This is a genomic window from Streptomyces sp. NPDC033270 (genome assembly GCF_055576575.1).
The window spans coordinates 300,737-314,127 of record NZ_JBVIRA010000003.1; the positions used below are offsets into that span (position 1 = coordinate 300,737).

Below are 13,391 nucleotides of genomic sequence, written 5' to 3' on the forward strand. Positions count from 1 at the left end.
CCATCGCCGCGAGGCTTCGTACAGTTGCGGCGACTATCCGAACGACATATGCGCCAATCTCGGCGGCATATGCCTCAGTCGCGAGCCGCGAGATCGTCGAAGTCGCCGTCCTTGGCGCCCTGGACGAAGGCCGCGATCTCGTCGCGGGTGTAGATCAACGCCGGCCCCGAGGCGAACCGGGAGTTGCGCACCGCCACCCCGCCGTCCGAAAGGACGGCCAGCTCAACGCAGTTGCCGCTGGGGTTGCTGCGGCGGCTCTTGCGCCAGACGGCGCCTTCGATGCTGGTCGCCTGCATGCCGTTGGTCACCGGCTCCATAACAGCTGCTCCCTTGCTGGAGGAGAGTCCTCCGACCGATCCCGAGCCCGCGATCACGGTGGCGTGAACGAGCCCCTGTGCGGCCGTCCTTACCGATGTAATTGCAGATGCACTTGCATCAAGGGACGGTTGACGAGGATATTAGCCGTCCCAGGCAGTTCGGCCCAGACCCGAAATCCCTCGCGGAGACGTTGATGACCGCATATCCGGCAGAGACCGTGCACGACGCCCTTCGGGAGGAACCGTGTGAGGAATCCTGGTGGATGCCCGGCCCCGACGACTTCGCCGCCTGCGCGCTCAGCAGCTCCGCGCACACCGTCGCGGAGGCCCGCAGATTCACCCGGGCGACGCTCGGCAACTGGCGGTTGTGCACCGGAGTCACCGAGGACGCGGCGCTGGTCGTCACCGAACTCGTCAGCAACGCGCTGCGCCACGGCATCCGGGGCGAGGAGGGCGGCGCCCCCACCGACCCGAATGCCCCCGATGCCCCCGATGACCCCGGTGCCCTCGCGCGCTGCCGCCCCGCATGGCTGGCGCTGACCCGGCAGGACGGCGCCGTGCTGTGTGCGGTCTCCGACGCCGGTACCGGCGTCCCCGTCGTCAGGCCCCGGGACCCGATGGCGGAGTCCGGGCGCGGGCTGCACCTCGTCGACCGGCTCAGCGAGGCCTGGGGGTGGACCTCGCCGGACCGTTCGGGCAAGACGGTGTGGGCCACGGTGTCGCCGCACGGCGGAGGCGGTGTGTGACCATTCCCGGGTCGCCGACACCCGAGCGGGAGGCCCGAGAAGCCGATGGATCTGCTGTCCCTGCGCTACTTCCGGGTGGTCGCGCGCCGTGAGCACATCAGCCGGGCCGCCGAGGAGCTACGGGTCGCCCAGCCCTCGGTGAGCCGTACGATCGCCCGCCTGGAGGCCGAGTTGGGGGTGCCGCTCTTCGACCGGCAGGGACGGGCCATCCGCCTCAACCGCTACGGCGCCGCGTTCCTGACCCGGGTCGAGCGGGCGCTGGACGAACTCGACGACGCCCGGCGGGAGCTCGCCGATGCCGCCGGACTCGACCACGGCAGCATCGCCGTCGCCGCGGAGACCCTGCTGCCGCTCACCGAGCTGCTCGCCGGATTCCGGGCCGCGCACCCCGGAGTGGCCGTCCGCTGTTTCCAGTCCACACCCGAGGTGATGCGTCATCAACTGCGATCGCGCGAGGTCGACTTCTGCGTCGCCTCGCAGCCGCTGACCGGGCCCGGGCTCGGCGCGGTGCGGCTGCTGCACGAGGAGGTGCTGCTCGCCGTGCCGGCCGGCCATCCGCTGGCCGGGCAGGGGCGGATCACGGTGGCCGACATCGCCCAGGAGCCCTTCATCACCACCGGGCCGGGACACTGGCAACGCGCCCTGCTGGATCGGCTGTTCGCGTCGATCGGGCGCCGTCCGGTCATCTCCTACGAGGGCGACGAGCCCGGCGCCACCCACCATCTGATCGCGGCCGGCCTCGGCATCGGCCTGATGCCCTCGCTCGCCCGTCCCGACCTGGCCCGGGCGCCGCTGGCCTGGCTGCGGCTGGATGCCCCCGACTGCGTACGGACCCTGAATCTGGTCCGCCGCGAGGACGGCTATCTCTCCACGGCCGCCGAGCGGTTCCGCGACATGGCGGTCGCCCACTTCGCCGCGCGGGCGGCGCTGCGTCCGGACACGCCCTAGGTTCCGGACCGGCCCCGGTCGCCCAGGGGTCCGCCGGAGAACGGGCCCGCGCCGTACGGATGCAGAGTGATCGCGATCTCGTGGGCCGACGGGCAGTCCTCCGGCAGCAGTCCCATGTCCCGGGCCGCTGCCGCGAGTTGGCGGCGTACGCCGTGCTGGCAGGCCTTGGCCAGCCGGTCGGCCTCCACGGCCGACAGCCGCACGCCGGGACGCAACTGGACGTGGATGACCGGCCGGGACTCCAGCGCACCGTCCGCGGCCGGTGCCAGACAGAAGCTCTCGATCAGCTCGGCCAGCGGATTGTCGTCGTACAGCCCGTGAGTGACGTCCTGCGGATTGATGGTGGCCCCCATGGAAGATGCGGAAAGCGTCCCGCCCCTACAGTCATCGACATACTCGGGGCCGGGCGCGGGGGCGTCATGAGTGCGGCTACTCAGGTCCGCGGCTGAGTAGCACGAAACCCGTCACAGCGGCGTGGCGGAGCGGCGGAGCCGCCGGGCGTCGGCCGCAAAGGCTCCGCCGGCCGTCAGTCCTGTGCACCGTCCGCCACCCCGAACGCCGTCAGCAGCCGCTGAGCCGCCAGTGTCGCGGTGATCTCGCCCTCGCGTACCGCGCGCTCGACGTCCGGGCTCAGCCGGCGGACCTCCGGGTGCTCCTGGAGGCGGTCGATGAGCTGTTCGCGGACCATCGACCAGGTCCAGTCGACCTGTTGGGTGCGGCGGCGCTCGGCCAGCGCACCGGTCGACTCGAGGAGGGTGCGGTGCTGCTCGACGCGTTCCCAGAGCCCCTTCAGACCGGTGCCCTCGCGGGCGCTGCAGGTCAGTACGGGCGGCGTCCAGACCGCGTCGGCGGGCTGCAGCAGCCGCAGCGCGCCGGCCAGTTCGCGGGCCGCGGAGCGGGCGTCCCGCTCGTGCGGACCGTCGGCCTTGTTGACCGAGACCAGGTCCGCGAGCTCCAATACGCCCTTCTTGATGCCCTGGAGCTGGTCGCCGGTGCGCGCCAGGGTCAGCAGCAGAAAGGTGTCGACCATGTTGGCCACCGTGGTCTCGGACTGGCCGACGCCGACGGTCTCCACCAGGACGACGTCATAGCCCGCGGCCTCCATGACGACGATGGACTCGCGGGTCGCGCGCGCCACGCCGCCCAGCGTCCCGGACGTGGGGGAGGGGCGCACGAACGCCGCGGGATCGGTCGCCAGCCGCTCCATCCGGGTCTTGTCGCCCAGGATGGAGCCGCCGGTCCGGCTGGAGGACGGGTCGACGGCGAGCACCGCCACCCGGTGCCCCATCCCGGTCAGCAGCGTGCCGAGCGCGTCGATGAATGTCGACTTGCCGACGCCCGGCACCCCGCTGATGCCCACCCTGCGCGCCGAACCGGAGTGCGGCAGCAGCTCGACCAGCAGCCGCTGGGCCGCCGCGCGGTGGTCGGGCCGGGTGGACTCCACCAGGGTGACGGCGCGGGCGATCCAGGCCCGGGAGCCCGCGCGAACCCCCTGGGCGTACCGTTCGACATCGATCGTCGCAGGCATGACCCCCCGCTCTACAGCTCGTGGCCGAGGACCGACGCCAGGTCCCGCACCAGGTCGTGGGCCGCGTCGGGGATGACCGTGCCGGGCAGGAAGACCGCGGCGGCGCCCATGTCGCGCAGCGGCTGTACATCCTGCGGCGGGATCACCCCGCCCACCACGATCGTGATGTCCTCGCGCTCCTCCGCGGCCAGCGCCTCCTTCAGCGCGGGCACCAGCGTGAGATGGCCGGCGGCGAGCGACGACACCCCGACGATGTGCACATCGGCCTCGACCGCCTGGCGGGCCACCTCCGCCGGCGTCTGGAACAGCGGGCCGACATCCACGTCGAAGCCCAGGTCGGCGAAGGCCGTGGCGATCACCTTCTGGCCGCGGTCATGGCCGTCCTGGCCCATCTTGGCCACCAGGATGCGCGGTCGGCGCCCCTCGGCGCGCTCGAACTCGGCCACCAGCGCCCGGGTGCGCTCGACACCGGAGGAGGGCCCCGCTTCGTCTCGGTACACACCGGAGATCGTACGGATCTGGCCGGAGTGCCGCCCGTAGACCGCCTCCAGTGCGTCGGAGATCTCGCCCACGGTCGCCATCGCGCGGGCCGCGTCCACGGCCAGCGCCAGCAGATTGCCCTCAAGTCCCTTGCCGGGAGTGGACTTCGCCGCCTGGGTCAGTGCCCGCAGCGCGTCCTGGCAGGCGGCCTCGTCGCGCTCGGCGCGCAGCCGCTTGAGCTTGTCTATCTGCTGGGCGCGCACCGCGGAGTTGTCGACCTTGAGGACCTCGATCTCCTCGTCGGACTCCACCCGGTACTTGTTGACGCCGATCAGCGCCTGCCGTCCCGAGTCGATCCGGGCCTGCGTACGGGCCGCGGCCTCCTCCACGCGCAGCTTCGGGATGCCCGCGTCGATCGCCTTGGCCATCCCGCCGGCCGCCTCGACCTCCTCGATGTGCTGCCAGGCCCGCCGCGCCAGATCGTGGGTGAGCTTCTCGACGTACGCGCTGCCGCCCCACGGGTCGATGACCCGGCAGGTGCCCGACTCCTGCTGCAGGAACAGCTGGGTGTTCCGGGCGATGCGGGCGGAGAAGTCGGTGGGCAGGGCCAGCGCCTCGTCCAGCGCGTTGGTGTGCAGCGACTGGGTGTGGCCCTGGGTGGCGGCCATCGCCTCCACACAGGTGCGGGTGACGTTGTTGAAGACGTCCTGCGCGGTCAGCGACCAGCCGGAGGTCTGCGAATGAGTGCGCAGGGAGAGGGACTTGGGGTTCTTCGGGTCGAACTTCTGGACCAGGCGCGCCCACAGCAGCCGGGCCGCGCGCAGCTTGGCGATCTCCATGAAGAAGTTCATGCCGATCGCCCAGAAGAAGGAGAGGCGAGGGGCGAAGGAGTCCACGTCCATACCGGCCGCCATGCCCGCGCGCAGATACTCCACCCCGTCGGCGAGGGTGTACGCCAGCTCCAGGTCGGCCGTCGCGCCCGCCTCCTGGATGTGGTAGCCGGAGATGGAGATGGAGTTGTAGCGCGGCATCTTCTGCGAGGTGTACGCGAAGATGTCGGAGATGATCCGCATCGAGGGCTGCGGCGGATAGATGTAGGTGTTGCGGACCATGAACTCCTTGAGGATGTCGTTCTGGATGGTCCCGGCCAGCTTCTCGGGCGGTACGCCCTGCTCCTCCGCGGCGACGATGTAGAGGGCGAGCACCGGCAGCACCGCGCCGTTCATCGTCATCGACACGGTCATCTTGTCCAGCGGGATGCCCTCGAAGAGCTGCCGCATGTCGTAGATCGAGTCGATGGCGACGCCCGCCATGCCGACATCGCCGGTGACGCGCGGGTGGTCGCTGTCGTACCCGCGGTGGGTGGGCAGGTCGAAGGCGACGGACAGGCCCTTCTGGCCGGCCGCGAGGTTGCGCCGGTAGAAGGCGTTGGACTCCTCGGCGGTGGAGAAGCCGGCGTACTGCCGGATCGTCCAGGGCTGGTTGACGTACATCGTCGGGTACGGGCCGCGCAGATACGGCGTGACCCCCGGGTACGTCCCCAGGAAGTCCAGGCCCGCCAGGTCCGCCTCGGTGTACAGCGGCTTGACGTCGATGCCCTCCGGCGTCTCCCAGGTCAGGGCCTCGACGTCCTTGCCGGTGGTCTGCGCCACGGCCTGCGCCCACCGCCCGGCGTCGGCCGGGGTGGCTGCTGCGGCCGGTTCCCCCAGCTCGATCCCGCTGAAGTCGGGGATGTTCACCATCACGCCACCTCCATGGCGTCCAGGGCCGAGGACAGCGCCTCGACCGCGTCGCAGCCCGCGAAGACGAAGCCGTCCACCCCGGCCGCCACGAATTCCTCCCGGTGCTCACCGGGCTTGCCGGCCAGGTGCACCTGCCGCGCACCCGCGGCCTTCAGCGCGGCCGCCACCGCCGCCGCCTGCTCGCCGTACACCGCGTCGGCGGAGCACAGGCAGGCGATGGTTGCGCCGCTGCGGGCGAACGCCTCGGCCACCGACGCCGCGTCCACGGTCTCCTGAACGGTCTCGATGCCGCCCGCCTGGAAGAGGTTGGCGGCGAAGGCCGCCCGGGCGGTGTGTGCCGCCACCGGGCCGAGCGCGGCCAGGAACGCCTTGGGGCGGCCCCCGGTCGTCGCCAGATGCGCGTCGGAGCGCGACCGCAGCCGTTCGTACGCGTCGTCCCTGCGCACCCGCGGCAGCCCTCCCCCCGACTCCGCCCGGGGCGACTCCCCGCCGACCGGCGCGGGTGCCGGCTCGCGGCGCACGGGCGCCTCGGCGAGGTGCGGGAACTCGCTGACCCCGGTGATCGGTTCGCGGCGGTGCGCCAGGTCCTCGGTGCGGCGCTGCCAGGTGCGCGCGAGGCGCCCGCCGAGCATCCCCGAGCGCAGCGCCGCGGCCTGGCCGCCCGCGCCCTCGATCTCCTGGAAGAACGCCCAGGCCGCGCGGGCCAGTTCGTCGGTGAGGTGCTCCACGTACCAGGAGCCGCCCGCCGGGTCGATCACCTTCGACAGATGCGACTCCTCCAGCAGCACCGACTGGGTGTTGCGGGCGATCCGGCGGGCGAAGGCGTCGGACAGGCCCAGCGCCGCGTCGAACGGCAGCACCGTCACCGCGTCCGCGCCGGCCACGCCGGCCGACAGCCCGGCGACGGTGGTGCGCAGCATGTTCACCCAGGGGTCCCGGCGGGTCATCATCACCGTGGAGGTGACCGCGTGCTGGACCTGCGCGGACGCGTCGGGCGCGGCCCCGCACACCTGCGCGACCCGCGCCCACAGCCGGCGGGCGGCGCGCAGCTTGGCGATCGTCAGGAACTGGTCCGCGGTCGCGGCGAAGCGGAACTCCAGCTGCCGGCAGGCCTCGTCGACGCCGAGTCCGGCACCCGTCAGCTGCCGCAGGTAGGCGACGCCGGTGGCCAGCGCCGCGCCCAGTTCCTCGGCGGCCGAGCCGCCCGCCTCGTGGTACGGCAGCGCGTCGACGGCCAGGGCGCGCAGCGCGGGCGCCTCGGTGGTGCAGCGCTGCGCCAGCCGGGCCGCCGCCTCCAGCTGGACCCGGAGCTTGCTGTCGTCGCCCGTACGGGCCAGCAGGCCGAGCGGGTCGGCGCCCAGACAGCCGGTGGCCTCCCGCAGCGGGGCACCGGACGCGGCGTACAGCCGCAGCAACTCCTCGGCGGCCGGGGTGAAATCGGCACCCGCGTCCAGGACCACCGCGGCCAGGTCAAGATAGACGCCCTGCAGCGCCTCTTCGAGACCGGTCACCGGTACCCCGCCGTCCCCGACGGTCAGCCAGACCGAGGTGGCGCCGTTCTCCAGGTCGGCGAGCACCGCCTCGTTGGCGCGCCGCGGATCGGTCTGGACATGGCGCTGGCGTACGTCCCACCCGGCGACGGCGGTGCCCTCGGGGCGGCCGCCCCGCACGAAGGGCGCGAACCCGGGAAGGCCCGGGGCGGCCGCGCCGTCCTCGGCGGTGTACAGCGGGCGGATGCGGATTCCGTCCTGGAGATCGGTGGCGAGCGCGTCCTCGGCGGCGGCGCCGGTTGCCTCTGTGACGCCCGATTTGCGCAGCACGCCTTCGACGAGGCGCTGCCACTGCGCTCGGTCGGCATCCGGGAATGCGGCAGCCAGGGGGAGTTCGGGGGACTCGGCGGTCATGGCAGCAGGCTAGGCGAACGACCGTTAGCTGGAGCAGGGGCTCCAGCTGTGACGTTGCACTCGTTGACCTCTCATTGATGTTCATATCTATGCGTCGGTGACCGGTTCGCTACGGTGGGCCCGGCACCCGAGCAAGGAGCGCGATGTCCAAGGCGCCGGTCCTCCGCACCACGGCCGTCGCCGCCCTGCTCCTGGCGGTCGCCGCGCTCCTGTGGGCCCTGCCGAGGGCGACCGCCCCGGACCGTGCCGGAGGCTGCGCCGGGCGCCGGATCGCCTCCTGGTCGGTCGATTCCCGACATACCGCCGAATTCGCCCGCTACGGCAACGACAACACCCGGGTGGACGACTGGACCGGCGGCGACGGCACCCACTCCGTGCGCCTCCCCGACGGCCGTACGCTCTGGCTCTTCTCCGACACCTTCCTCGACCGGATCCAGCCACCGCCCAACTCCCAAGGGGAAACGCGCCGTTGGCGCACCGCCGACGCCGGCGGCACCCCCTTCCTGCGGCACAACTCCGCCGTGCTGATGTCCCGTTCGGGCCGGCTGGAGCGCACCCTGACCGGCGGGACCCCGGCCGCCCCCGGGCCGTTCTTCCCGGACCCGCCCGACGGCGGCTGGCGCTGGCCGGTCCACGCGAGCGTGGAGCCCCGTACGCCCGGGGCGCGCGAGAAGGTCGTCCGGGTACTGCTGTGGAACCGCGCCCCCGGCACCGGACCGTGGCTCTTCGGGGTGCCGCGCAGCACCGAGGTCGCCACCCTCTCGCTGCCCGGCCTGCGCCTGGAGGGCATCGAGGAGACCGTCGGCCCCGGCGCCGTCGCCGACCCGGGGCGGCGGGTCCTCTACGGCACCGCGGCGGTGCGGGACGGCGGCTGGACCTATGTCTTCGGCGGCGACGACCCGCCGTCCGCGCCGGGCTCCAGCGCCTTCGTCGCCCGGGCCCCGGCCGGGCGGCTCGCGGACCGGGACGGCTGGCGGTTCTGGGACGGCGCGCGCTGGCAGCGGCGGGCCGAGCGGGCCCGGCCGGTGCTGCGCGGCGGCGGCCGGCGCGGCGTCGGCAGCGCCTTCACCGTCCTGCGCGACGGCCCCGCCACCTGGGTGCTGTTCACCATGGACACCGGGCGGGGCGGCACGGCCGGCCTGCGGACGATCACCGGCTACTGGGCCTGCTCGCCGCGGGGCCCCTGGCGCGGCCCGGTCGGCCGTCTCACACCGCCCCGCCCGCCCGCGCCCGACCCGCACTACGTCGCCGCCTACAACCCCCAGGCGCACCCGGAACTCTCCACGGACGGCGGACTGCTGCTCAGCTACGACATCAACTGGCTGGGGCCGCCCGGGGTGCCGGCCGATGCCCGGCTCAACGGCGACGTGGCGCTGTACCGGCCGCGGTTCGTGCGCGTACGGATGGCGGACACCGGGCGCTGAGTCGGCACGGTCAACTCCCGTGCCGCTCCCGCCACTTACCGGCCTGCTCGTCGATGTCGAACGGCACGAGGTTCAGCGGGGGGCCTTCGAGCGGGGTCCGCAGCGCCGCGCGGATCCGCTCGTTGACCGCCGCCAGGATGCGCCGCAGCGCGGCCTCGGTGGGGGCGTTCGCCGCGGCCTCCAGGGCGTCCTCGGCCTCCTTGCGCAGAGCCAGGCTCGGCGGCAGGTAGGACAGGTGCTCCCGGCTCATCTTCTCCTTGATCCACCACATCTCGTCATACGGCTGGTCGAGATGGCGCAGGGGCTTGCCGGCCCCGGGGAGGTCGGCGAAGTCGCCGCGCTCCGTCGCCTCGCGGATCTGCTTGTCGATCCACGACTCGAAGGTGACTCCGGGTGGCTTGCGCTCGGTCATCGCCTCTCCCCAGGATGCGGCCCTTACGTCAGCGCTGTCAGCCTACGCCGCTGCCGCCCGCTTCGCCGCTGTCGCCCGCGCCGCCGGAGCCGCTGTTCGCCGAGCCCCCTGGAGTGGGCTGGACCACCGGCAAGGCGTTGTTCCCGCCGCACACCATGGGGCCGACCCGGACCGCATCGCCCACCACGGTCACGGCGACCTGCCCCGGCGGCTTGTCCCCGGGCACGCGGGCATTGGCCGCGGTGCACACCAGCTGGTTCAGGGAGGCGGAGTCCAGCAGCTTGGCGTTCATCGGCAGGGTGATCACGACCTTGCCCTCGCTGCTGGAGGCGGTGAGCGGGGCGGGGAACTTCGGCAGCACGCTGGACAGGCCCCGCATCCGCTCGGCGTGGTTCGGCCCCTCCATCAGCAGCTCGATGGCCTGCTCCGGGTCGACCGGGGCCTTCGCCGGGCGGGTCGCGGAGCGCAGCCCGGACGGCCCGTAGAAGAACAGCTGGACATCGGCCACCTGCTGGCCCGGCGACTTCACGCCGCCGGCGGGCTCACCGGCGTCGATCACGTCGGTGGGCGCGATACCGCAACCGGCCAGCGCCACGGCGAGCGCGCCGGTGGCCGCGCCGCCCAGCATCCGCCGCCGGGCCCGCACCGCGCGCGGGGTGTTCGCGGTCCGCGTCGTACTCATGCGTCGTTCTCTCTTCCGCCGCCGGCCGCCTCGGCGCCCGTCTCGCCCGGCTCGTCGTGGCGCAGCGGCAGATCCACCGTGAACACCGCCCCGCCGTCGGGGCAGTTGGCGGCGCGCAGGGTGCCGCCGTGCAGTCGTACGTTCTCCATCGCGATGGCCAGGCCCAGGCCGCTGCCCTCCGAGCGGGCACGGGCGGAGTCCGCCTTGTAGAAGCGCTCGAAGACATGCGGCAGGACCTCGGGGTCGATGCCGGGGCCGCTGTCGGAGATCTCGATCAGCAGCCGGTCGGCGCCCGGCTCCGGCGCCTTGAGCGCCACCCGGACCGGCTCGCCGCCGTGGTGCAGCGCGTTGCCGACCAGGTTGGCGACCACCACGTCGAGCCGCCGCGGGTCGAGCCGGGCCCGCACATCCGCCGGCAGGTCCGCCGCCACCCGCTTCTGCCAGGCCCTGGCCTGCAGCGTCTTGCGGATGGTCTCGGCGACATCGACCTCGTCCAGATGCAGCGCGGCGGCCCCCGCGTCGAACCGCGAGACCTCCATCAGGTCCTCCACCATCCGCGCCAGCTTGCCGGTCTCCTGGCTGATCAGCCGGACCGCGGAGGCGGTGTCGGGGTCGAGGGAGTCGGCGTCCTCGTCGAGCACGTCGGTGACCGCGGTCATCGCCGCCAGCGGTGTCCGCAGCTCGTGCGAGACGTCGGCGGCGAACCGCCGGGAGTTGGACTCCAGACGGCGCAGCTCGGCCATGCTCTCCTCCAGCCGGGCCGCCATGTCGTTGAACGTCAGGGACAGATCGGCGAGCTCGTCGGCGCCCTTGACCTCCAGCCGGGTGTCCAGCTTGCCCTCGGCGATCCGCCCGGCGGCCTGCCGCAGGCCCCGCACCGGCCGCAGCACCCCGCGCGCGGCCAGCAGCGCCGGGATCACGGCGAGGATGAGCACCGGCAGCGCGCCCCGCTGCGCGGCGGTCACCAGCGCCTCGACGTTGGACTCCTCGGCGCTGAGCGGGAGCTGGGCGTAGACGGACAGCGCGGAGGCCTGGCCGTCGGACTGCCGGACCGGCATCCCGATCAGCAGCCAGGGGGCGCCGCCGCGGTCGATGCGCTGGAACGCCGGGACATGGCGCTTCTCCACGCTCGCCTTGAGGTCGGCCGGGATCACCACACTGCGCCGCAGACCGCCCTCGTCGCTGTCCGGGACCCCGCGATAGTGCACGGAGATGTCCCAGTCGCGGGACTTCCCGGAGCGCTCCAGCTGCACCCGGAAGTTGTCCAGGTCGGCCTGGGCCGGCGGCACCGTCAGCTCCGGCGCCAGCGAGTTGACCTGCGCCCGCAGATCGTTGACGGCGATGTCCTGGGAGCGCTGGAGGATCGCGTTGCGGGCCTCGCGGTAGGTCAGCAGCGCGGTGGTCAGCGCGCTGACCGTGGCCACCACCAGGAACCCCACGACGAGTCGGGCCCGCAGACCGCGCAGCAGGGTGCGGGAGGGCACCAGGCGGTTCACAGCGGCCCGAAGCGGTAGCCGAAGCCGCGCACGGTCTGGACGTAGCGGGGGCTGCGCGGGGTGTCCTCTATCTTCGTCCGCAGCCGCATGACGCAGGCGTCGACCAGTCGCGCATCGCCGTGGTAGCTGTGCTCCCACACATGCTCCAGCAGCTGCTGGCGGCTGAAGACCTGCCCGGGGGTGGCGGACAGGAACAGCAGCAGCTTCATCTCCGAAGGCGCCAGGGCCAGGTCCTGGCCGCCCTTGGCGACGACCAGACCGGCCCGGTCGATGGCCAGTTCGCCGTAGGTCTCCACGGGGGCGGGGCCCGGCTCCGCGGCGGCCGGCGCACCGTCCGCGGGCAGCGCGGTGCGGCGCAGCACGGCACGGATGCGGGCTTCGAGGACCTCACCGCGGGCCGGCTTGACGATGTAGTCGTCGGCCCCGGCCTCCAGCCCGAGCACCACGTCCAGATCGTCGCCACGCGCCGTGAGCATGATGATCGGCAGCTGCCGCTCGGCCCGGATCAGCCGGCAGACCTCGAAGCCGTCCTTCCCCGGGAGCATCAGATCCAGCAGCACGATGTCGGGACGGAAGGCCGGCAGGGTCGCCAGGCCCGCCTCGCCGCTGGCCGCGGCCGCCACTTCATGGCCGCGCCGCCGTAGCGCGAGGGTCACTCCGTCGCGTACGGCGGCGTCGTCCTCGATCAGAAGTACACGTGGCATGGGTCGAGTATCAATCAGTTTCATGATGGATCCGTAACAGGAGCAGCCTGCCCGGTCCCGGGCGCATCTGTCGTGGTGGAAGGCGGCGGGCACCGGCATCGCCCACCGCCTCCGCTATGGACACCAGCACGGCGTGAGGGGACGGGATCGGCATGGCACGGCGCTTCGGAATCGAGGGCGGGATCATCGGAGTGGCCGCGGCGGCAGTGGTGTCGCTGGCGGTGGCGGGGGCGCTGGCCTTCGCCCAGCCGCAGGTCTCCGAGGCCGAGGCGGACAGTCCCGGCTCCGCGCAGCAGCGGGCCGAGCGGGCGCCGAAGCTCGCGCCCGTCGACCCGTCCATCGCCCATGCCTCGGACCGCCCCGGCCGCAGCCTGAACATCACCATCGACGACGGACCGGACCCGGTCTGGACCCCGAAGGTCCTGGAGGTGCTCAAGCGGCACGACGTCAAGGCGGTCTTCTGCATGATCGGCCCGCAGGCCAAGGCCCACCCGGACCTGGTCAAGCAGGTGGTGGCCGCCGGGCACAAGCTCTGCGACCACACCACCGGCCACAACACCGGCATGGACCACCAGCCGCAGAGCTACCAGTCCCAGCAGATCCTCGACGCGCAGAAGATGATCGAGGACGCGGCGGGTGGCGCGAAGGTGGAGTACTACCGCGCCCCCGGCGGCGCCTTCACGCCCTACAGCCGGCAGCTCGCCGCCGACCACGGCATGCGCCCGCTGGGCTGGAACGTCGACAGCAAGGACTTCGAGGGCGGCAGCGTCGAGTCGATCGAGGCGACGGTGCGCGGGGAACTCGCCAACGGGCCGACGGTCCTCTTCCACGACGGCGGCGGCAACCGCGCCCGGACCGTGGAGTCGCTGGAGCGGCTGCTGCCGTGGATGAAGCTGCAGGGTTACGGGTTCGGATTCCCGGTGCGGTAGGGAGCGGGGTTCTGCCCAATGGGACAGGCCCTAGCCGGAACGCCGTGCGGGCCGTCGCACTCCGGATACCCGGGGCGGC

13 protein-coding genes are annotated in these 13,391 nt (G+C 72.9%); 4 read left to right on the top strand and 9 right to left on the bottom strand.

Annotated elements, in window-relative coordinates:
- Positions 1–74: 74 nt before the first annotated feature.
- On the bottom strand, positions 75–317 hold the full coding sequence (locus ACZ5XZ_RS07520; protein ID WP_468975145.1) for a DUF397 domain-containing protein: 243 nt from the start codon (positions 315–317) through the stop codon (positions 75–77).
- A 194-nt stretch (positions 318–511) separates the two neighbouring features.
- On the opposite strand from ACZ5XZ_RS07520, the gene ACZ5XZ_RS07525 reads away from it, so the two are divergent.
- Both ACZ5XZ_RS07525 and ACZ5XZ_RS07530 read left to right on the top strand, forming a co-directional pair.
- On the top strand, positions 512–1,063 hold the full coding sequence (locus ACZ5XZ_RS07525) for an ATP-binding protein (RefSeq protein ID WP_468975146.1): 552 nt from the start codon (positions 512–514) through the stop codon (positions 1,061–1,063).
- A gap of 45 nt (positions 1,064–1,108) precedes the next feature.
- Positions 1,109–2,011 carry a LysR family transcriptional regulator gene (locus ACZ5XZ_RS07530; RefSeq protein ID WP_468975147.1) on the top strand — a complete coding sequence of 301 codons (903 nt, stop codon included), beginning with the start codon at positions 1,109–1,111 and terminating at the stop codon, positions 2,009–2,011.
- Here the strand turns inward: ACZ5XZ_RS07530 and ACZ5XZ_RS07535 are convergent.
- The 4 genes from ACZ5XZ_RS07535 to ACZ5XZ_RS07550 all read right to left on the bottom strand — a co-directional run bounded on the left by ACZ5XZ_RS07535 (position 2,008) and on the right by ACZ5XZ_RS07550 (position 7,665).
- Positions 2,008–2,364 (bottom strand): coenzyme f390 synthetase, encoded by a 357-nt coding sequence (locus tag ACZ5XZ_RS07535; RefSeq protein WP_468975148.1) that lies wholly within the window; start codon positions 2,362–2,364, stop codon positions 2,008–2,010. The genes ACZ5XZ_RS07530 and ACZ5XZ_RS07535 overlap by 4 nt on opposite strands.
- A 173-nt stretch (positions 2,365–2,537) precedes the next feature.
- A complete protein-coding gene (gene meaB, locus ACZ5XZ_RS07540) occupies positions 2,538–3,539 on the bottom strand; it encodes a methylmalonyl Co-A mutase-associated GTPase MeaB (RefSeq protein WP_468975149.1) in 1,002 nt (333 codons plus the stop codon).
- 11 nt (positions 3,540–3,550) lie between these two features.
- On the bottom strand, positions 3,551–5,761 hold the full coding sequence (gene scpA / locus ACZ5XZ_RS07545) for a methylmalonyl-CoA mutase (protein WP_468975150.1): 2,211 nt from the start codon (positions 5,759–5,761) through the stop codon (positions 3,551–3,553).
- Positions 5,761–7,665 carry a methylmalonyl-CoA mutase family protein gene (locus ACZ5XZ_RS07550; RefSeq protein WP_468975151.1) on the bottom strand — a complete coding sequence of 635 codons (1,905 nt, stop codon included), beginning with the start codon at positions 7,663–7,665 and terminating at the stop codon, positions 5,761–5,763. Before ACZ5XZ_RS07550 ends, scpA begins: the two co-directional genes overlap by 1 nt.
- Before the next feature lie 143 nt (positions 7,666–7,808).
- On the opposite strand from ACZ5XZ_RS07550, the gene ACZ5XZ_RS07555 reads away from it, so the two are divergent.
- Entirely contained in the window at positions 7,809–9,089 is a 1,281-nt protein-coding gene (locus tag ACZ5XZ_RS07555) for a hypothetical protein (protein WP_468975152.1), read from the top strand.
- A gap of 10 nt (positions 9,090–9,099) precedes the next feature.
- On the opposite strand, the gene ACZ5XZ_RS07560 is transcribed toward ACZ5XZ_RS07555, so the two are convergent.
- The 4 genes from ACZ5XZ_RS07560 to ACZ5XZ_RS07575 are packed head-to-tail and all read right to left on the bottom strand — an operon-like array spanning position 9,100 to position 12,383.
- Positions 9,100–9,501 (bottom strand): DnaJ family domain-containing protein, encoded by a 402-nt coding sequence (locus tag ACZ5XZ_RS07560; protein WP_468975153.1) that lies wholly within the window; start codon positions 9,499–9,501, stop codon positions 9,100–9,102.
- A 37-nt stretch (positions 9,502–9,538) separates the two neighbouring features.
- Positions 9,539–10,183 (bottom strand): hypothetical protein, encoded by a 645-nt coding sequence (locus tag ACZ5XZ_RS07565; protein ID WP_468975154.1) that lies wholly within the window; start codon positions 10,181–10,183, stop codon positions 9,539–9,541.
- Positions 10,180–11,667 (bottom strand): ATP-binding protein, encoded by a 1,488-nt coding sequence (locus tag ACZ5XZ_RS07570; RefSeq protein WP_468975155.1) that lies wholly within the window; start codon positions 11,665–11,667, stop codon positions 10,180–10,182. Before ACZ5XZ_RS07570 ends, ACZ5XZ_RS07565 begins: the two co-directional genes overlap by 4 nt.
- Before the next feature lie 8 nt (positions 11,668–11,675).
- Positions 11,676–12,383 carry a response regulator gene (locus ACZ5XZ_RS07575; protein ID WP_384432714.1) on the bottom strand — a complete coding sequence of 236 codons (708 nt, stop codon included), beginning with the start codon at positions 12,381–12,383 and terminating at the stop codon, positions 11,676–11,678.
- Positions 12,384–12,535: 152 nt separating this feature from the next.
- Here ACZ5XZ_RS07575 and ACZ5XZ_RS07580 point away from each other — a divergent pair, with 152 nt between their 5' ends.
- Positions 12,536–13,312, top strand: coding sequence for a polysaccharide deacetylase family protein (locus ACZ5XZ_RS07580; RefSeq protein WP_468975156.1), 777 nt, complete (start codon positions 12,536–12,538; stop codon positions 13,310–13,312).
- Positions 13,313–13,391: the final 79 nt, after the last annotated feature.